Annotated in this window: 16 protein-coding genes; 3 read left to right on the top strand and 13 right to left on the bottom strand. The window is 71.0% G+C overall.

What is annotated here, in order from left to right; all coding sequences use genetic code 11:
* Positions 1–226 precede the first annotated feature (226 nt).
* The 3 genes from R0232_RS35575 to R0232_RS35565 all read left to right on the top strand — a co-directional run bounded on the left by R0232_RS35575 (position 227) and on the right by R0232_RS35565 (position 1,231).
* Positions 227–409 (top strand): hypothetical protein, encoded by a 183-nt coding sequence (locus R0232_RS35575; RefSeq protein ID WP_208511064.1) that lies wholly within the window; start codon positions 227–229, stop codon positions 407–409.
* Positions 410–483: 74 nt separating this feature from the next.
* Positions 484–738: a DUF1488 family protein gene (locus R0232_RS35570; protein WP_208511063.1), complete on the top strand. Its 255-nt coding sequence runs from the start codon at positions 484–486 to the stop codon at positions 736–738.
* A 229-nt stretch (positions 739–967) separates the two neighbouring features.
* Positions 968–1,231 carry a hypothetical protein gene (locus tag R0232_RS35565; RefSeq protein WP_093350133.1) on the top strand — a complete coding sequence of 88 codons (264 nt, stop codon included), beginning with the start codon at positions 968–970 and terminating at the stop codon, positions 1,229–1,231.
* A gap of 3 nt (positions 1,232–1,234) precedes the next feature.
* Here the strand turns inward: R0232_RS35565 and R0232_RS35560 are convergent, their stop codons facing one another.
* The 13 genes from R0232_RS35560 to psrA all read right to left on the bottom strand — a co-directional run bounded on the left by R0232_RS35560 (position 1,235) and on the right by psrA (position 18,224).
* Positions 1,235–1,945 (bottom strand): glycosyltransferase, encoded by a 711-nt coding sequence (locus R0232_RS35560; protein WP_431513977.1) that lies wholly within the window; start codon positions 1,943–1,945, stop codon positions 1,235–1,237.
* 199 nt (positions 1,946–2,144) lie between these two features.
* Positions 2,145–4,142 (bottom strand): acetate--CoA ligase, encoded by a 1,998-nt coding sequence (acs, locus tag R0232_RS35555; RefSeq protein ID WP_431513976.1) that lies wholly within the window; start codon positions 4,140–4,142, stop codon positions 2,145–2,147.
* A gap of 38 nt (positions 4,143–4,180) precedes the next feature.
* The gene (locus R0232_RS35550) at positions 4,181–5,482 is read right to left on the bottom strand and encodes an MgtC/SapB family protein (protein ID WP_431513975.1); all 1,302 of its coding nucleotides are present in this window, start codon (positions 5,480–5,482) and stop codon (positions 4,181–4,183) included.
* A gap of 3 nt (positions 5,483–5,485) precedes the next feature.
* Positions 5,486–7,090, bottom strand: a complete 1,605-nt coding sequence (locus tag R0232_RS35545) for an alkaline phosphatase D family protein (protein WP_431513974.1) — start codon at positions 7,088–7,090, stop codon at positions 5,486–5,488.
* Between the two features lie 50 nt (positions 7,091–7,140).
* Positions 7,141–8,208 carry a porin gene (locus tag R0232_RS35540; RefSeq protein WP_431513973.1) on the bottom strand — a complete coding sequence of 356 codons (1,068 nt, stop codon included), beginning with the start codon at positions 8,206–8,208 and terminating at the stop codon, positions 7,141–7,143.
* A gap of 111 nt (positions 8,209–8,319) precedes the next feature.
* A complete protein-coding gene (locus R0232_RS35535) occupies positions 8,320–9,579 on the bottom strand; it encodes an alkaline phosphatase family protein (protein ID WP_431513972.1) in 1,260 nt (419 codons plus the stop codon).
* Positions 9,576–10,376 carry a phosphodiesterase gene (locus R0232_RS35530; protein WP_431513971.1) on the bottom strand — a complete coding sequence of 267 codons (801 nt, stop codon included), beginning with the start codon at positions 10,374–10,376 and terminating at the stop codon, positions 9,576–9,578. The genes R0232_RS35535 and R0232_RS35530 overlap by 4 nt, the downstream gene beginning before the upstream one ends.
* Positions 10,373–12,076 carry a dipeptide ABC transporter ATP-binding protein gene (locus R0232_RS35525; RefSeq protein WP_431513970.1) on the bottom strand — a complete coding sequence of 568 codons (1,704 nt, stop codon included), beginning with the start codon at positions 12,074–12,076 and terminating at the stop codon, positions 10,373–10,375. Before R0232_RS35525 ends, R0232_RS35530 begins: the two co-directional genes overlap by 4 nt.
* A gap of 14 nt (positions 12,077–12,090) precedes the next feature.
* On the bottom strand, positions 12,091–12,936 hold the full coding sequence (locus R0232_RS35520; protein WP_057591920.1) for an ABC transporter permease: 846 nt from the start codon (positions 12,934–12,936) through the stop codon (positions 12,091–12,093).
* A 3-nt stretch (positions 12,937–12,939) separates the two neighbouring features.
* Complete coding sequence (locus R0232_RS35515) at positions 12,940–13,896, bottom strand: ABC transporter permease (RefSeq protein WP_093346069.1); 957 nt, start codon at positions 13,894–13,896, stop codon at positions 12,940–12,942.
* A 49-nt stretch (positions 13,897–13,945) separates the two neighbouring features.
* Positions 13,946–15,511: an ABC transporter substrate-binding protein gene (locus R0232_RS35510; RefSeq protein WP_431513969.1), complete on the bottom strand. Its 1,566-nt coding sequence runs from the start codon at positions 15,509–15,511 to the stop codon at positions 13,946–13,948.
* Positions 15,512–15,619: 108 nt separating this feature from the next.
* On the bottom strand, positions 15,620–17,065 hold the full coding sequence (gene phnY, locus R0232_RS35505; protein ID WP_431513968.1) for a phosphonoacetaldehyde dehydrogenase: 1,446 nt from the start codon (positions 17,063–17,065) through the stop codon (positions 15,620–15,622).
* A 61-nt stretch (positions 17,066–17,126) separates the two neighbouring features.
* Positions 17,127–18,224, bottom strand: coding sequence for an iron-containing alcohol dehydrogenase PsrA (gene psrA, locus R0232_RS35500; protein ID WP_431513967.1), 1,098 nt, complete (start codon positions 18,222–18,224; stop codon positions 17,127–17,129).
* Positions 18,225–18,226: the final 2 nt, after the last annotated feature.

The following is an 18,226-nucleotide window of genomic DNA, read 5'->3' as shown; positions in this document are numbered from 1 at the left end:
TGCCGACCGTACTCTCTTTCCGGCCCCCGCGCTCGCTTATTCGGCCCGCCAGCGAGAAAGGCCTGTTGGCCTACAGGGCCATGCGCGATGCGACTGCATGGCCGCGACGCGCACCGAAAGTCGCGCGCTTGCGCCCAAACAGGCGTAGCGTGGGCCGGCTGCCCTGGCAGCGGAAGCCCGAACCGGGTGCACCGCTCGACGCCATGGCTTGCAACGAAAGCGCCCCATGCCCAAGCCCCTCCCCGCCCTCTCCACCCTTCCCCCCGTCGCGGATCCGCCGGCCATCGCGCCCGCGACCGCCGAGATGGGATCGCTGCGCGCCGCCCTGATCCTCGGCGGCGCTCTCTATGCCGCCGTGCTGCTCGCGCTCTGGGCGATCGATGCGTATTTCCACGCGTCGCCCCTGTAGCGCGGGGCGCCATGACGCCTCTTCGCCTTCCCACCTCCTCCAGGTCGCGCTCGTTCGCGCCAGAAAGTCCACCGATGTCCGATACCCCCTTCTTCCACGACGCCTCGAGCGCGGTCCGCTTCTTCGTCACTGTGGACGGCCAATCGGTGAGCGCCAGCGTCGGCAAGGCGGCCCTGCACTACCACTTCCGCACCGCCGACAACGCCGATCCTCTCGAGACCTATGCATCGCATGCCGAGGAGATCGATGCCGCCGTGCGGCGCCGGCTGGCCCAGGGATCGACACCGCCCGTGATGCTGCGGGAGCACGACCTGCGCGTTGCCGGGTAGCGGCGGCGATCGCCGTCCGCACGATCGCGCACCCACTGGCGTTGCGCCTCGCATCCGCGCCCCTGCCCGTCTCCTGCGTCGCGATGCGTCGAACACCTACGGCACCCGGGCGGGCCCGCTCCGCAGACTCGCGGCCTGCATCGGCAGCGGTCGAACAACCTTCAGGAGGCCCTATGACAGACGATCCCAGCACGCTTCGCGACGCGGTGAAGGCCGCCGGAGAGCGGCCATGAGCCGGCTGCGCCGCATCGCGGTGTTCGTGGAGGAAGTGGAGCCGGGCCATTTCCACTGGGTGCTGCACGAGCAGGGCGACGACGCCTCGGAATGGGTGGAGCTGTCGGCCAGCCCCATGGCCTACGACCTGTGGCTCGACGCCTTCGAGGACGGGTGCGCCGAACTCAAGCGCATGGTCCGCGACGAGAACATCGGGCCGCGCACTCCCGGCGAGGACGAGGATGCACCGCCCGTCGGCCCGCTGGGCGGTGGGGACTGAACTTCAAGCGACAGCGGCGGCGCCCGAGGGCCCACTCGCCGCTTCGGCCAGGCGCTGCGCCACCGCATGGAGCAGCGCGGTGGCGAAGCCGCCTTCCGCGCGCGCATCGGTGCGCGCGCTGGTCACGACGCGCGGCAGCGCGCTCCATGCGATCGAGCATCCGGCATCCGCCAGCGCCCGCACCAGCGCGACGTCCTCGCTGCAGGCCAGATGCCGGAAGCCACCGGCCCGGCGGTAGGCCGCGGCCGAGACGCCCAGATTGGCGCCATGCACGTGGCGATGGCCCTCGCGATCGGCGTAGGTCGCGCCGAAATGCGCTGCGAGCAGACCGGCGTTGCCGCCATGGGGCGACCAGTCGGCCACCGAGACCGTGCCGCAGACCACCTCGGTCTGCAGCGCCAGTTGCGCGGCCAGCCAATCCTCGGACACCAGCGTGTCGGCATCGGTGAACGCGAGCCAGCGTGCGCCGCGCGCCAGCAGGGCCTCGGCACCGACGGCGCGTGCCATGCCCACGTTGCGTGCACGGATCGTCACCGTCAGCGCATCGCAGCAGGCCGCCACCACGCCGGTCGCGTCGGTGCAGGCGTCGAGCACCACGATGGTCTCGACCTTTTCGCCCGCCAGCGCGGGATGTCGCGACGCACGGCGCGTCGCCGCGAGGCAGGCGCGGATCGTCGCCTCCTCGTCGTGGGCGGGGACGACGATGCCGATCATGTCGCGCCTCGCGCGGCGACGGCATGGTGGATCGGTGTGGCGGGCGACCGCGCGTTCTTCGGTGGCTGGGTCATGGCGGTGTTCCCGTGCGGGGTGAATGTGGACGCTGCAAGCTAGCCCGTCCGTTCACCGCCCCTTGTAGGACACGCCGCTTCGCTGGCGTCATTGCACCGGCGGCCGGCAGCGCCCGGCGCGTCGCTCAGTTCGTCTGCGACAACTGATCGAAGATGGCCGGGTTCTCCAGCGTCGAGGTGTCCTGCGTGATCGCCTCGCCCTTGGCGATGCTGCGCAGCAGCCGCCGCATGATCTTGCCGCTGCGCGTCTTGGGCAGGTTGTCGCCGAAGCGGATGTCCTTGGGCTTGGCGATCGGCCCGATCTCCTTGGCCACCCAGTTGCGCAACTCGGTGGCGATCTGTTTGGCTTCCTCGCCGGTCGGGCGCGCGCGCTTGAGCACGACGAAGGCGCAGATCGCCTCGCCCGTCAGGTCGTCCGGACGCCCCACCACCGCGGCCTCGGCCACGAGGTCGGTCTTGGACACCAGCGCCGACTCGATCTCCATCGTGCCCAGCCGGTGGCCCGAGACATTGAGCACGTCGTCGATGCGGCCCGTGATGCGGAAGTAGCCGCGGTCGGCACTGCGCACCGCACCGTCACCGGCCAGATAGATCGTGCCGCCCATCTCCTCGGGGAAGTAGCTCTTCTTGAAGCGCTCGGGGTCGTTCCAGATGGTGCGGATCATCGAGGGCCAGGGCCGCTTGATCACCAGCATGCCGCCCGCGCCGTTGGGCAGGTCCTTGCCGGTCTCGTCGACGATCGCGGCCATGATCCCCGGCAGCGGCAGGGTGCACGAGCCCGGCACCAGCGGCGTGGCGCCCGGCAGCGGCGTGATCACGTGGCCGCCGGTCTCGGTCTGCCAGAAGGTGTCGACGATCGGGCAGCGCTCGCCGCCGATATTGCGGTGGTACCACATCCAGGCCTCGGGATTGATCGGCTCGCCGACCGAGCCCAGGATGCGCAGGCTCGTGAGGTCCCAGTTCTTCGGATGCACCTTCTCGTCGCCCTCGGCCGCCTTGATCAGCGAGCGGATCGCGGTCGGCGCGGTATAGAACACGCTGACCTTGTGCTTCTCGATCATCTGCCAGAAGCGCCCCGCGTGCGGGAAGGTCGGGATGCCCTCGAACACCACCTGCGTGGCGCCGGCCGCGAGCGGGCCGTAGGCGACGTAGGTGTGGCCCGTGATCCAGCCGATGTCGGCGGTGCACCAGAACACGTCCTCGGGGCGGATGTCGAAGGTCCAGTCCATCGTCATCTTGGCCCACAGCAGGTAGCCGCCGGTGGCGTGCTGCACGCCCTTGGGCTTGCCGGTGGAGCCCGAGGTGTAGAGGATGAACAGCGGGTGCTCGGCATTCACCGGCTCGGGCGCGCACTCGGTGCTCTGGCCGGCCAGCGCCTCGGCGAAGGTCTTGTCGCGGCCCTCGACGCGGTGCCAGGCCGAGGGCGTGCGCTCGAACACGAACACGGTCTTGATCGACTCGCAGCCGCCGAGCGCGATGCCGTCGTCGACGATGGCCTTGAGCGGCAGCTCCTTGCCGCCGCGCAGCTGGAAGTTGGCGGTGATGACCGCGACCGCGCCGGCGTCGATGATGCGTTCCTGCAGCGCCTTGGCCGAGAAGCCGCCGAACACCACGCTGTGGGTGGCGCCGATGCGCGCGCAGGCCTGCATCGCGATCACGCCCTCGACCGTCATCGGCATGTAGACGATGACGCGGTCGCCCTTCTGGATGCCGGAGGCCTTGAGCGCATTGGCGAACTGGCTCACGCGCGCGAGCAGTTCCTTGTAGGTGACCTGGGTGACGGTACCGTCGTCGGCTTCGAAGACGATGGCGGTCTTGTTCTCGACCGGGGTGCCGATGTGGCGGTCGAGGCAGTTGGCGCTGGCGTTGAGTTCGCCGTCGCCGAACCATTGGTAGAACGGCGCGTTCGATTCGTCGAGGATCTTGCTGAAGGGCTTCGTCCACTGCAGGTGGGTCGTGGCCTGGCGGCTCCAGAAGCCTTCGAAGTCCTGTTCCGCTTCCTTGCACAGGGCCTCGTAGGCGGCCATGCCGGAAATGCGGGCGCCTTGCGTGGCGCGGGCATCGGGCGGGAACACGCGGTTCTCGACCAGGACGGATTCGATGTTCTTCGTGGGATGGCTCATGGTGTCGGGTTCGAGGGATGGAGGTATCGGTGCGGCCTTCAGTGGCCGATAGGCAGCATCGGCAGGACCACATGCCAGCCGGCCAGCCCGAGGGCACCGGCGACGGCGATGCACAGCATGGCCGTGCACAGCTTCGTGGTCAGGCTGCGTTCGCGCGTGCGCAGCACGAAGGACATGCTGAAGGCGATGCTCGTGAGCGAGGCCAGCACCGCGCCCGTGCCCGCCGTGGTGGCCGACAGGCTGCCCTGCGACGCGAGCGCGGCGGCCGCGGCCACGGCGCTCGCGCTCGACATCAGGCCGCCGACCACGCTCACGAAGTAGAAGCCCGCATCGCCGAACTGCCGCTGCGTCAGGCCGCCGACGATGTGCAGCACCAGGAACACCACGCCGTACTTGAGCGCCAGCGGCAGCGAGAACGGCAGGTCGAGCTTGATCTCGGGCACGTCGGGCACGGGGCCGCGCGTGGCGCGCCGGTAGCTCCACAGCACCAGCACCGCGCTCGCGAGCATCATCAGCGCGAAGGCGCCCGAGGCGCCCAGCAGCGCGAGCGGCGCCAGGATCAGCAGCAGCCCGGCATTGCGCACCACCATCGCGGTGGTCGCCAGCAGGATGCCGCGGTAGGCCGTTCCCACGTAGGCGCCGCGCGTGGCGACGACGCGCGAGGCCATCTCGATCACCGTGAAGTTGCTGTTCACCAGCCCGCCGAGAAAGCCCGAGAGCTCGGTGCCGCGCGCGCCGTAGAGCTTCCAGAGGATGTAGTTCACGAAGCCGATGCCCGCGATCAGGATCACCGTGACCCAGGCGGCGCGCGGCTCCACCAGGTGCCACGGTCCCACGGCCCCGGCCGGCAGTGCCGGATAGATCACGATCGCGAGGATCGCCAGCAGCAGCGCCGAGCGCATCTCGCTCTCGGTCAGCCCGGCCGAGAAGCCGGCCAGCCGTTCCTTCCACGCCAGCAGCGCCGTGGCCAGCACCATCACGGCCGCGGGCGAGATGGTGTGGCCCTGGCCGCAGAGCACGCCGGCCAGGCAGGTCACCAGCATGGCGGCCGAGGTCGTGAGCTCGGCGCCCTGCCCGGCGCGCAGCGTCTGCACGTTGAGCAGCACCGCGAGCACGCCCACCAGCGCCAGGCACAGCAGCGCCACCGGCATGCCGAGCAGGCCGCCGAGCGCGCCCAGCAGGCAGATGAAGCCGAAGGTGCGCAGCCCCGCCTCCTTGCCGCGGCGCTCGCGCTCCAGCCCGATCAGCAGGCCGAGCGCCAGGCTCAGCGCCAGCCGCACCAGGATCTCCAGGTAGGGCCACTCGGCCCCGGTGGTCATGGGGATGGTCTTGTCGGGCATGGGTCAGACCGCCCGGGGGCCCGGCACGCAGTCGTCGACCACGAAGCGCGCCAGCGTCGAGATGCCGCTGTCGGGCTGCGCCACGTCGTCGAGCACGCGCAGCGAGCTGAGCCAGCGCCCGGGCGTCACGTCGGCCACCGCATAGCCGCGCCTGTCGGAACGCGCGAGCAGGATGTGCGGGTTGTTGTCGGCGATCTCCTGCGCGCGGCTTTGCGCCGTGCCGCTGGCCGAGGCGATCGAGGTGCCGCAGAACTCGCTCGCGATGACCGGCGACTGCGGCCGCGAGAAATCGGCCAGCACGCGGCTCACGTAGTTCTGGTGGATGTCGCCGCCGAGGAACACGGTGTTGCGCGCGCCCGCGCCCTGCACCGCGTCGAGCACGCGCTGGCGGCTCGCGGGATAGCCGTCCCAGGTGCTGGGGTGGTAGCTCTCGGCCGGCAGCGGCTTGTAGTTGCGCTGCGCGAAGATGGTCTGCTGCGCCACCACGCTCCAGCGCTCGCCCAGCGCGGCGTCCTGCGCCAGGCCCTGCTCGAGCCAGCGCTCCTGGTAGCTGCCGAGGATCGAGCGCGCGGGGTCCCGCAGCTCGGGGCAGCCGGTGGGCGTCACCGAGCTCGGCGATTCCTCGCCGGGCACGCGGCAGGGCTGGCGGTCGCGGTACTGGCGCGTGTCGAGCATGTGGAAGCGCAGCAGCCGGCCCCAGGCATGCCGCTCGTGGATGCGCAAACCGTCGAGCGTGCCGAGCCCGCCGATGCCCTGCGTGAGCACCGAGGCGCGCAGCGGCATGTTCTCGTAGAAGGCCTGGTAGCCGGCGCCGCGCCGCGCGAGGAAGTCGCCCGCCGCGCCGGTGCCTTCGAGGCCCGCGTAGTCGTTCTGCACCTCGTGGTCGTCCCAGGTCACGAGCCACGGGCAGGCGCGGTGCGCGGCCTGCAGTTGAACGTCGGTCTTGTAGAGCGCGTAGCGGTCGCGGAAGTCCGCGAGCGTCTTCGCGGCCGGCAGCGTGTGCGTGCGCACCAGCTGGTAGCTCGGCGGCTTCTTCGGCATCGCGTATTCGTAGACGTAGTCGCCGAGGAACACGACCAGGTCGAGGTTCTCGTCGAGCATGTGGCGGTAGCCCGCGTAGTGGCCCTGCTCCCAGCGCTGGCAGGAGACGAAGGCGAAGCGCGTGCGCCCGGGCATGGCGTGCGGGGCCGGCGCGGTGCGCGTGCGCGCCGTCTGCGTGACCGCATCGCCATGCATGAAGCGGTAGAAGTACCAGCGGTCCGGCCGCAGGCCCGACACCTCCACGTGCACCGCGTGCCCGAGCTCGGCCAGCGCGTTCGCCTGGCCCGCGCGCACGATGCGGCGGAAGGCCTCGTCCTCGGCCACCTCCCAGCGCACCGTCAGCGCGGCGGGCAGCGGCAGGCGCGGCGTGTCGAAAGGCACGGTGCCGGGCACCGGGCCGTCGAGCAGCCGCGTCCACAGCACGAAGCCGTCGGGGGTCGGCGACCCGCTGGCGACGCCGAGCGGGAACAGGTCGCGCTGGGCCAGTGTGTTCGACCAGCTCCAGCGCGGCAGGGAGGTGGCGGCCGCGGCGGCCGAGGCCAGGCGGATGAGATCGCGACGGTGCATGCTTGTCTCCAATCGTGGATTGTGGGGGTGGTTCAGCGGGCCGGGCGCGCTCAGAACGCGTGCCGGATGCCGAAGTTCTGGCCGCTGGCCGCGTGGTCGGCGAGGCTGGCGACGTCGCCGCCGACGGTCAGCGCGGCGCCGCGCCGGTTGCGCACATGGGCAACGGTCGCGTAGAGCGCAGTGCGCTTCGACAGGTGGTGCACGTAGCCCAGCGCGATCTTGCTGGCGCGCGAGCGGTCGCCCGGGTAGCGGAACGCCACCTGCCCGTAGCTCGCGCGGATCTCGCCGGGGCCGACCGGCACCGTCACGCCGACGGTCGCGCCTTCGAAGCGCTTGGGGCCCAGCGGCATCTGCACCCGGTCCTGCGCGTACAGCGCCTCGACCGATGCCACGCCGAAGTCGTAGGCGACGCCGAGGCTGGCCGAGCGGATGTCGCGCGGGCGCGTGGTCGGCGCCTTGGGCCCGCCCAGGGTCCGGCTGTAGGCCGCGCCCACGCGGAACGCGCCCTGCCGGTAGCCGAGGCGCCCGCCGAGGTAGCGCTCCGCGTCGCCGCCGTCGACCGCCTCGGGCAGGCCGTACTGGAACTGGCCCGAGAAGCCGCCCAGGTCGCGCGGCAGGAAGTAGCCGACCGAGTTGCTCACGCGCACATGCGAGCTCTGACCCGCGTTGGCGCTGCCGTAGAGGACGGCGCGGCCGCGGTAGACGATGCTCTCGCCGACGCCGTTGGTGACCCAGGGCCCCGAGAAGTCCGACTGGATCAGGTAGGTCGGCGTGTAGTCGCGGCCCAGCCGCAGTTCGCCCCAGGGGCCGGCCAGGCTCACGGTCGAGCGCCGTGCGAGGTCGAAGGACGTCGGGTTGTCGACGGCGAGCGAGCCCTCGAGCCAGAAGCCCGCGCTCAGGCCGCCGCCGAGGTCTTCCTGGCCGCGAAAGCCCAGGCGACTGCTCGCGAGCCCGTCGGAGGCCAGCGCGGTCTGGCTGCCCTTGCCGTGCACGCGGTAGTGGGCGACGCCGGTGTCGATCAGCCCGAACAGGGTGACGCTCGACTGCGCGTGGCAGGCGCCGATGGCGAGCATGGCGCCGCCGGCGATGACGGGGGTGAATCTTCGTTGTCTCTTCATCTTTTTCTTCGAGTGGTGGGGTGACCCAGGGATGGCGACGCGCAGGCGGGCCCCTCACGCGCATGCGTGACGAATCCATCCGGCATCGGGGGAGCGAAAGACGCGGCGCGTCTACTGCAATGCGCGTCCCTGCATGCCGTCCGCCGCGACGCCGAGGTGGCGCAGCACGGTCGGCGCGATGTCGATCAGCGACGCGGGTTGGCATCGCTCGCCGGGACGAAGCCCTCCCCCTCTCAGGCAGAGAAAGGGATGCTGTTCGTGCTCGCCCAGTCCGCCGTGCTGTGCGCAGCCGACGGGCGATGAATCGCTGAACGGGCTCAGCAGCGAGACGCTGCGGCCCGGCACGCCATGGGGATTGGCGCTCGGGTCATGGCGCAGCGCGAGCGCCAGGCCGAGCGGGCCTTCGGTCGGCAGGCCGATCTCGGCGAGGGCCTGGCCGGCGAACACGCGCCCCGTGAAGTCCTGGTCCTGCAGCCAGCGCACGAGCGCCGGGATCGCATCGCGCGCCTGGTCGGCGAAGTACAGCAGCGCAGCATTGCCGTTGGGCGCCACCACCACCTCCCGCGATTCGCGCGACTGCTTCCAGCCGGCCTCGACCAGCAGCGCGTCGAGGTCGATCTTGCGTTCCACCGTCTCCATGCCGTGGTCGGAACAGGCGACCAGCAGAATTTCGTCGCCGGCCGGATCGAGTGCCTCCACGGTGCGCCGCACCTGGTCGACGCAGGCATCGGCGTGGGCGATCATCGCCAGGTGCTCGCCCGATCCGAGCGGCACGCCGTGCGCCGTGTGGTCGGGCTCCGAGAGCCACAGCACGGCCAACGCGGGCGCGCGTTCGCGCAGCACCTCGCGGCAGAAGCGATCGGTCATCGCCCGGTCGCCCGCGGCGCCCACCTCGATGGCCAGGCCGTCCGCCAGCGCGACACCGCCCGGCCCGCGCGAACCGGCGCGGTGGTAGACATGGCCGAAGCCGTCGGGGTCCTGCAGGTAGGCCGCGCCCGGCGACACGTTCGACATGACGATCGCACCGCCCTGCCGCGCGAGCCGCTCGGCCCAGGTCGGGCGCCGCAAGGTGCGGCCCGTGGCCCGGCGCAGGCGCTCGAGGAAGTCGGGCTTGCCCACCGACAGCCGCACCAGCGCGCCCTGCTCGCGCAGCACCATGGTGTTGCCCAGCAGGCCGTGGGCGGCCGGCAGGCAGCCGGTGGCCATCGAGGCCGAGCTGGTGCGCGTGGTCGAGGGAAAGACACCGCGCGCCGAAACGAAGTCGGCGCCCTGCGCGCGCAGCGCCGCGAGCGCGGGAGCCACGCCGGGCGTGACCAGGTCCGCGCACAGGCTGTCGCAGACCACCACGACGGCGCGCCGCCGGCTGCTCATTTCGAAGCGTCCCGGGGCGCCGGGAGCGTGGACTTGTCGAGGTAGTCGTGGAAATGGACCGTGACCTGGTCCGCCGCGAGGAACACCACCGCATAGGCCGGCGGCTCGTGGCTCTTGGGCACCGGCGAAATGGTGTGCAGGTCGAACGGCACCTGGTGGTTGAGGCCGCGCAGGGTCGAGAACGGGATGCCGCGCCAGCTGCCGCAGACCGGCCGGTGCACGTGGCCGAAGAACAGGTGGCGCAGGTTGCGCCGGCCCGCCAGCAGCCGCGCGAAGGGCTCGGGGTTCGCGAGGCCGATGCGGTCGAGGCACGGGATGCCGATGTCGAACGGCGGGTGGTGCATGAACAGGTAGGTCGGCCGCTCGCCGAGCCGGTCGAGCTCGGCCGCGAGCCAGGCCAGCCGCTGCTCGCAGTAGAGGCCACCGTTGCGGCCCTCGTCGAGCGTGTCGAGCAGCAGGAAGCTCGCGTCGGCCACATCGAAGCGGCCCTGCACGAAGCCGTGGCCGTCGCTCGGCCCGCCCGGGCATTGCGCCGCGAGCAGCGCGCGGATGTCGTGGTTGCCCACCAGCGGGAAGCACGGCATGGGCAGCCGCGCGAGCTGGGTGCGCAGCGCCGCGTAGGCCGCGCTCTCGCCGCGGTGCGCGAGGTCACCCGTGATCACGCAGCAGGCCGCGTCGCGGTGGTGCTCGAGGATGTCGTCGATGCAGGCGCTCAGGCGCGCGTACGGGTCCAGGCCGTGCAGGATCTCGCCGGGCGCGACGAGGTGGGGATCGGTGATGTGGATGAACTTGGTCATGCGGCAAGGGTTTCGGGTGAGGCGGTCACGGAATGCAGGGCGGTGGCCTGCAGCAGCAGGCGCGTGTAGTCGTCGGCCGGGGCATCGAAGACCTGGCGCGTAGCGCCGGCCTCGCGGACCTCGCCATGGCGCAGCACCACGACGCGGTCGGCCATGCGCCGGACCACGCCGAGGTCGTGGCTGATGAACAGGTAGGCCGTGCCGGTCTTGCGCTGCAGCTCGAGCAGCAGCTCCAGCACCTGGGCCTGCACCGACACGTCGAGCGCCGAGGTGATCTCGTCGCAGACGATCAGGTCGGGCTCGGCCGCGAAGGCGCGCGCGATGGCAACGCGCTGTTGCTGCCCGCCCGAGAGCTGGCGCGGGTAGCACTCGAGCAGCGCCGGATCGAGGTGCATGGCGCGCATCAGCGCCTGCGCGCGTTCGCGCAGCGCCGGGCCGCGCAGCCCGGTGAACAGGGTCAGCGGCCGCTCGAGGATGGCGGCGATGCGCTGGCGCGGATTGAGCGAGGACAGCGGGTCCTGGAACACGATCTGCACCCGCCGCCGTAGCGTCGGCGAGCGGTCGGTGGCCTTCGCGGCCAGCGGCTGGCCGTCGAAGTGCAGCGAGCCGCCCGAGGGCGCCATCAGCCCCGCGACCAGCGAGGCCGCGGTGGACTTGCCGCTGCCGGACTCGCCGACCAGGCCGAGCGTCTCGCCGCGCCCGATCGCGAAGGACAGGCCGGCCAGCGCGGGCCGCGCCGTGGCCTGCGGCGGCTGGAACCAGGCACGGCGGCGCGCCGGGTAAGAGAACGCGAGGTCTTTCGCCACCAGCAGCGCGCCTTGCGCCTGTGGTTGCTGCTCGCGCGCCGGCGGCTCGGCATCGATGCGCGGAATCGCCGCGATCAGCTGCCGCGTGTAGACATGCGCGGGTGCGCCGAAGATGCGCGCGGCCGGCCCCTGCTCGACGATGCGGCCCTGGTGCATCACGATCACCTGGTCGCACATGCGCGAGATCACGCCGAGGTCGTGGCTCACGTAGATCAGCGAGGTGCCGAAGCGCTCGCGCAGGGTGCGCACCAGCTCCAGCACCTGGACCTCGGTGGTCTTGTCGAGCGCGGTGGTCGGTTCGTCGAGCACCAGCACGCCCGGGTCGCCGGCCAGCGCCGCGGCGATCACCACGCGCTGGCGCTGGCCGCCCGAGAGCTCGTGCGGGAAGCGCGCGCAGATACCCTTCGGATCGGGCAGGTTGGTGGCCTCGAACAGCTCGAGCGTGCGCGCCCGCGCCTCGGCGGCGCCGCAGCCGCGCAGGTGGCGCACGGCCTCGTCGACCTGGTCGCCGATGCGCATGTGCGGCGTCAGCGAGCTCAGCGGGTTCTGCGGCACGAAGGCGATGTGCCGGCCGCGCAGCCGGCGCCGCGCGGGCTCGTCCAGGCGCAGGATGTCCTCGCCCGCGATGCGCACCGCGCCCGCGGTGATCACGCCGCCGGGCCGGCAATGGCCCAGCAGCGCGCGCGCCACGGTCGACTTGCCCGAGCCGCTCTCGCCGACGATGCCCAGGCTGCTGCCGGCCTCGACCGTGAACTCGACGCCGCGCACCGCGCCGACGACCTCCCCGTCGGCGCGCCGGTAGCCGATGCCCAGGCCCTGGACCTCGAGCCGTCCGCCGATGCGGCGCGCCGCCTGCTGGCGCCTTGCCAGCGCGTTGGATTCGGGATGCTTCATCGTTGCCTGTTCCTTCATGCCGCGTCCTGGCCGCGCGTGGCGTCCAGTCCCAGGGCCCGTGCCAGCGCCTCGGCGCCGAAGTTGAGTCCCACCACCAGGGTGGAGATGAAGACCGCCGGCGCCAGCACCAGCCAGGGTGCGAACGCGAGCTGGCTCACGCCCTCGGCGACCATCAGCCCCCAGTCGGGCGTGGGCGGCGAGATGCCCATGCCCAGGAAGGACAGCGAGCTCAAGAGCAGGATCGCGTGCGACATGCGGATCGCGAACTCGACGTAGACCACGTCGAGCGTGTTGGGCAGCAGCTCGCGCAGGATGATCGACACCGTGCCCTCGCCGCGCAGCTGCGCGGCCTTCACGTAGCCCAGCTGCACCTGCGTCAGCGCCTGGGCCCGCACGATGCGGATCACGCCCGGGAAGTACACCATCCCGATGAGCACGATCAGCACCGGCAGCGATTCGCCGAAGCCGACCGCGAACAGCGCGACGAACAGGATGCCCGGCAGCGCCAGCTTGAGGTCGACGATGCGCATCATCACGTCGTCGAACAGCCCGCCGAGGTAGGCGGCCGTCACGCCGAGGATGCTGCCGACGCTGACCGCGACGACCACGCCCGTGAAGGCGGCCAGCAGCGCCGTGCGTCCGCCCCACAGCAGGCGCGACAGGTAGTCACGGCCCAGCACGTCGGTGCCGAGCCAGAACTCGGCGCTCGGCGGCTCGGCGCGGCCGCCGTTGAGCGACATCGGGTCGTAGGGCGCGATCCAGGGCGCGGCCAGCGCGACGGCCAGGTGCAGCACGACGATGCCGATGCCGAACAGGGCCACGGGCCGCAGCAGCGCGTGGTGGTTGATCTTGAACATCATGATTCAGCGGCTCCTGGCGCGGGGGTCGAGGGCGGCCACCGCGAGGTCGGCCAGCAGGTTCATCGAGACGACGGCCAGGGCCGCCAGCAGGCTGATGGCCTGCACGATCGGCACCTCGCGCTTGTCGACGGCCTGCAGCAGGATCATTCCGAGCCCGGGATAGCCGAACACCTTCTCGACCACCACGATGCCGCTGAGCAGGCCGGCCACGTAGAGCGCGGCCGAGTTGAGCGCCGGGATCACCGAGGCCGGCAATGCATGGCGCAGGATCAGCCGCAGTTCGCCCAGGCCGGTGAAGCGGGCCCGCTCGACGTAGTCGCTGGCCAGCGACTCGATCAGCCCGGTGCGGATCAGCTGCACCAGGTGGGCGATGGAGCCGAACACGATGGTCGCGACCGGCAGCACCGACACGGCCAGCAGCGCCGACGGCGGCGCGTCGGCGAAGGCCAGGATCACGGCCGGGAAGACCGGGATCCAGATCGCGAACACCAGCACCAGCAGGTTGCCCGAGGCGAACTCGGGGATCGAGTAGCCGATCACCGCGCCCATCGAGGCCAGCGTGTCGGGCAGCCGGCCGCGCCAGAAGGCCGCGACGATGCCCAGCAGCAGCGACACCGGAATGGCCACCAGCGCCGTCACGGCCGCGAGCAGCAGCGAGTTCTTCACCGGCTCGCGGATGATCTCGACCACCGGCGTGCCGCCGAGGATGGTCTTGCCGAAGTCGCCGCGCATGGCGCCCGTGAGCCACTCGAAATAGCGCACCGGCGCCGGCCGGTCGAGGCCGAGGTCGTGGCGCTTCCGCGCCAGGTCCTCGGGATTCATCATCGCGATCTCGTCGGCCGTGAGGCTGACTTCGAGCGCGTCGCCGGGCAGCACCTCGGTCGCCACGAACACCAGCATCGAGGCCAGCAGCAGGGTCAGCGCGTAGAGGCCCACGCGCCGCAGGAAGGTCATGAGCATGATGGGTCGCCGTTCGCGCGCGGGTCGGTGAAGGGGATGCGGGGCCGGCTCACGATTTCCAGACCTCGTCGAAGCGCATCGACCAGAACTGCGAGTGGTTGCGCAGGTCGTGCACGTTGGGCTTGTGGATCAGCAGGTTGCGCCGTCCACCCGCGGACAGGGTCGGCACCTCGTCGCGCAGGATCTCCTGCATGCGCACGTAGTTCGCGCGCCGCTTCTCGGTGGAAGGCTCGGCCAGCGACTTCTGGTAGAGCGCCATGTACTCGTCGCAGCCCGCGCCGCGCCAGTAACCGCTCTCGTTGTTGTCGGGCCGCAGCCGGTACAGGCTCACGCCGGGATTGCGCGGGCCGGCCGGCGTGTAGGCGAAGCGGTGCTTGCGCGTCTTCTCGGCATCCTCGACGCGCCACTGGCGGTAGCCGTCGCTCGGCCGCTGCTCGATCGGCAGCACGATGCCGGCCTCCTTCACCGATTCGGCCAGCACCTGGAACACGCGCGGCACCTCGGGCCAGGTGGGCGCGAAGTAGAAGGTCGGCAGCTTCACCCCGTTGGGATGGCCGGCCTCGGCCAGCAGCGCGCGCGCCCGCGCCACGTCGTGCATGCGCTGCAGCGGCTGGAACGCGGCATTGGCCGGCGTCAGGTGCGAGTCGTTGCCGACCCAGCCGGCCTTCTTGCCGTAGACGATGCGGATGATCTTCTCGCGGTCGGCCGCCAGCGCCAGGGCCTGCCGCACGCGCTTGTCGTCGAGCGGCGATCCCGCCACCTTGGGAATCACCATCAGCGCCTGGTCGCCGCTGCTCGACAGGCTGTACTTGAGGTCGGGCGTGCGCTCGAGGTCGGGCAGCAGGCCGGGGTCGACGCCGATCACGGCATCGAACAGGCCGCCGCGGAAACCGTTCAGCGCGCCTTCCATGCGGCCGGGCGAGCTCACGACCTCGAGGCGGTCGAGGTACGGGAAGCCGGCGCGCCAGTACTTCTCGTTGCGCTCGAGGATGATGCGGCGCTTGGGATCGAGGCTCGCGATCCGGAACGGCCCGGTGCCGATGCCCGCGAGGCCGATCGCCTCCTTCTCGGCCGCCGGCATGATCATCAGGTGGTACTCGGCGAGCACGTAGGGGAACTCGCTGTTCGGCGCGTCCAGCGTCATGCGCACCTTCCTGCCGACCTTCTCGACCTTGACGATCTGCTTGGCGTAGCCGGTCGCGGTCTGGTGGAAGCGGTAGGACGACACCACGTCGTCGGCCGTCATCTCGCGGCCGTCGTGGAACAGCACGCCCTCGCGCAGCGTGATGTCCCAGACCTTGAGGTCGGCGCTGGGCTCCCAGGCCGTGGCGAGCTCGGGCTGCACCTCGAGGTTCTCGTCGACCCAGGTCAGCGCGTTGTAGGCGCTGCGGTTGTTGAGGTCGAGCCAGTGCTGGGGATGGCGGCCGGTGCGCGCATCGCCCATCCGGTTGTTCGGGTAGGTGTTGGTGTAGACGAAGGTGCCGCCGCGCTTGGGGGCGGCCTGGGCCGCCTGCGGAAAGAGCAGCTCGCCGAGCGAGAGCGCGGCGCCGGCGCCGGCGCCCGTCAGCAATCGGCGGCGCATGGCGTCGATCGGGCAGTTGTCGTTGGGTCTCATCGTGTCTCCTGGCAGTCATCGGGCGCCTGGTCGGCGCTCTTCGGTTCGCGCCGCCCGCATCGCACATCGATGCGAGGCGGCGCGCAGTTCAGTCCATTTTCGGTGGGCTCACCATGGCAGCGAGAGCGTCTTGCAGTTGGTGAACGACTTGATCGCCTCCTGCACCCCTTCCTTGTAGCCAAGGCCCGAGTCCTTGATGCCGCCGAAGGGCGTGAGCTCGATCCGGTAGCCCGGCACCTCCCAGAGGTTGACGGTGCCGACCTTGAGCTCCTTGGCGAAGCGCATCACGTCGTCCATGCGGTTGGTGCAGATGCCCGACGAGAGTCCGAAGGCGGTGCCGTTCGACATCGCGATGGCCTCGTCGATGTTCGCGAAGCGCAGGATCGGCGACACCGGGCCGAAGGTTTCCTCGCGCACCACGGTCATCTCGGGGCGCACCCGGTCGAGCACCGTCGGCGCGTACAGCGCGCCCTCGCGCTCGTTGCCGGCCAGCAGCCGCGCGCCCTGCGCGACCGCTTCTTCCACCACCGCCTGGAAGCGGCGGGCCGCGGCCTCGTCGATCACCGTGCCCATGTCGTTGCCCGCATCCATCGGATCGCCGAACTTCCAGGCGCGGGTCTTGGCCACCACGCGCTCGGTGAACGCCGCGGCCACCTTCTCGTGCACCAGCATGCGCTTGACGGCGGTGCAGCGCTGGCCGGAGTTCTTGTAGGAACCCTGCACGGCGAGATCGCTGGCGCGGTCGAGGTCGGCGTCGTCCATCACGATCAGCGGGTCGTTGCCGCCGAGCTCGAGCACGATGCGCCGGTAGCCGGCCTTGTTCGCGATGTACTTGCCGATCTCGACGCCGCCGGTGAAGGTGATCAGTTCCACGTGCCGGTGGGTCAGCATCTCGTCGGCGATCTCGCGCGGGTCGCCCGTGATCACCTGCAGCATCTCGGGCGGCAGGCCGGCCTCGTACAGCAGGTCCGCGAAGTACAGCGCCGACAGCGGCACCTTCTCCGAGGGCTTGAGCACCATGCGGTTGTTGGTCGCGACCGAGGGCACCACCTTGTGCGCCACCTGGTTCATCGGGTGGTTGAACGGCGTGATGGCGGTGATCACGCCCAGGAGCGGCTCGCGCGTGGTGATCACCTTGCGCTGCTTGCCGTGCGGCGTGAGGTCGCACGAGAACACCTGGCCGTCGTCGCGCAGCGCCTCGTTGGCGCCGAAGTTCAGCACGTCGGCCACGCGGCCGATCTCGTAGATGCTGTCCTTCTTCGACAGGCCCGACTCGCTGGTGATCAGCGTGGAGGCCTCGTCGGTGCGCGCGCGCAGCAGCAGCGCGGCGCGGTTGAGGATCGCGGAGCGCTCGTAGCGCGACAGGCGCGGCACGTAGGCGTGCGCGATCTCGTAGGCGCGCCGCACATGCTCCAGCGTGGCCATGGCGACGGTGCCCACCGTCTCGCCGGTGTAGGGGTTGCGCACGGCGATCGTGCGCGGCGTGTGGACCTTGTCGCCGCCGATGCGCAGCGCTTCGGCGCGGATGTCCTGTTTGTCGAGAATGGCGTTCATTAAAGTACCTTCGTGCTTCGCACTGCGGTGCGAGCTTGCTTGGGGCGGCCCGGCGCGGCGCTCATGCCGCCTCCTTCTGTGGGGTGCCGATGAAGTTCTTGCCGCGCGCGCCGGTCAGCGCATGCGCGACCATGCGGTCCGCCTGCTCGCTCGACACGCCGTAGTCCGAAAAGCGCGTCTTGACGCCCAGGCGCTCGATGAAGTCCGAGAGCCGCTGCGGCGCGCGGTCCAGCGGGCCGAGCGCGCGCTCGAGCACCGCGTCGCGGCCGGCGTCCTGCCCGATCGCGCGCCGCAGCACCATCGGCAGCGGGAACGAGCAGGCGATGCCGTGCGGCAGGCCGTAGCGCAGGGTCATCTCGTAGGAGATGGAGTGCGCGAGCGCGGTGCGGGTGTTCGAAAACGCCATGCCGGCCTGCAGCGCGGCCAGCGCCATGCGAGCGCGCAGGTCGAGGTCGCCGAGCTTGTCCATCAGCAGCGGCAGGGTCTCGAAGATCTGCTGCACCGCCGCGACCGCGAAGGTGTCGGACAGCGCGTTCGCATTCACGTTCCATATCGCCTCGAGCGCATGCGACAGCGCATCGAGGCCGCTCTGCAGCGTCACCGAGGCCGGCAGCGAGAGCATCAGCTCGGGGTCGACGATCGCAATGCTGGGCCAGGTCTCGGGAAGGTGCAGCGAATGCTTGCGCTGCGCCTCGCGGTCCCAGATCGTGGCCCAGGGCGTGACCTCGCTGCCGGTGCCGGCGGTCGTCGGCACGGCGATCAGCGTCTTCACGCGCGCCGGCACGAAGGGCCCGCCCGCGGCCAGGGCCGCCACCAGGTCGTCGAAGCGGCCGCTCTGTGTTCCGACCATCAGCGCCTTGGCGGTGTCGATCGCGCTGCCGCCGCCGACCGCGACCAGCACCTCGGCCTGCGCCGACTCCTGCCAGAACGCCTCGTAGAGCGCCCGCAGTTCGGCCACGTCGGGGTTCGGCAGCACGGCGTCGATCACGCCGGCCAGGCCGTCGCCGAGCAGGGCCTGCAGCCGGTCGACGAGCCCGAAGCGGCGCGCCTCCGGAAAGGTCACGACCACGGCCTTGCGGCCGGCCAGCAGCTTCGGCAGGGACGACAAGGCCCCTGCCCCGTACACGCTGCGCACGGGATTGAAGAATTCCTGGGACATCT

It is taken from the genome of Variovorax sp. DAIF25 (assembly GCF_050711835.1).
Lineage (GTDB): Bacteria > Pseudomonadota > Gammaproteobacteria > Burkholderiales > Burkholderiaceae_C > Variovorax.
The sequence above is the reverse complement of the archived record's forward strand: the minus strand, read 5'-3'. Positions and strand labels throughout refer to the sequence as shown.

Excerpts from the sequence above, each read along its gene's own strand:
- R0232_RS35575 (WP_208511064.1), top strand. The coding sequence starts at position 227 with ATGCCCAAGCCCCTCCCCGCCCTCTCCACCCTTCCCCCCGTCGCGGAT.
- R0232_RS35570 (WP_208511063.1), top strand. The coding sequence starts at position 484 with ATGTCCGATACCCCCTTCTTCCACGACGCCTCGAGCGCGGTCCGCTTC.
- R0232_RS35565 (WP_093350133.1), top strand. The coding sequence starts at position 968 with ATGAGCCGGCTGCGCCGCATCGCGGTGTTCGTGGAGGAAGTGGAGCCG.
- R0232_RS35560 (WP_431513977.1), bottom strand. The coding sequence starts at position 1,945 with ATGATCGGCATCGTCGTCCCCGCCCACGACGAGGAGGCGACGATCCGC.
- acs (WP_431513976.1), bottom strand. The coding sequence starts at position 4,142 with ATGAGCCATCCCACGAAGAACATCGAATCCGTCCTGGTCGAGAACCGC.
- R0232_RS35550 (WP_431513975.1), bottom strand. The coding sequence starts at position 5,482 with ATGCCCGACAAGACCATCCCCATGACCACCGGGGCCGAGTGGCCCTAC.
- R0232_RS35545 (WP_431513974.1), bottom strand. The coding sequence starts at position 7,090 with ATGCACCGTCGCGATCTCATCCGCCTGGCCTCGGCCGCCGCGGCCGCC.
- R0232_RS35540 (WP_431513973.1), bottom strand. The coding sequence starts at position 8,208 with ATGAAGAGACAACGAAGATTCACCCCCGTCATCGCCGGCGGCGCCATG.
- R0232_RS35535 (WP_431513972.1), bottom strand. The coding sequence starts at position 9,579 with ATGAGCAGCCGGCGGCGCGCCGTCGTGGTGGTCTGCGACAGCCTGTGC.
- R0232_RS35530 (WP_431513971.1), bottom strand. The coding sequence starts at position 10,376 with ATGACCAAGTTCATCCACATCACCGATCCCCACCTCGTCGCGCCCGGC.
- R0232_RS35525 (WP_431513970.1), bottom strand. The coding sequence starts at position 12,076 with ATGAAGCATCCCGAATCCAACGCGCTGGCAAGGCGCCAGCAGGCGGCG.
- R0232_RS35520 (WP_057591920.1), bottom strand. The coding sequence starts at position 12,936 with ATGATGTTCAAGATCAACCACCACGCGCTGCTGCGGCCCGTGGCCCTG.
- R0232_RS35515 (WP_093346069.1), bottom strand. The coding sequence starts at position 13,896 with ATGCTCATGACCTTCCTGCGGCGCGTGGGCCTCTACGCGCTGACCCTG.
- R0232_RS35510 (WP_431513969.1), bottom strand. The coding sequence starts at position 15,511 with ATGAGACCCAACGACAACTGCCCGATCGACGCCATGCGCCGCCGATTG.
- phnY (WP_431513968.1), bottom strand. The coding sequence starts at position 17,065 with ATGAACGCCATTCTCGACAAACAGGACATCCGCGCCGAAGCGCTGCGC.
- psrA (WP_431513967.1), bottom strand. The coding sequence starts at position 18,224 with ATGTCCCAGGAATTCTTCAATCCCGTGCGCAGCGTGTACGGGGCAGGG.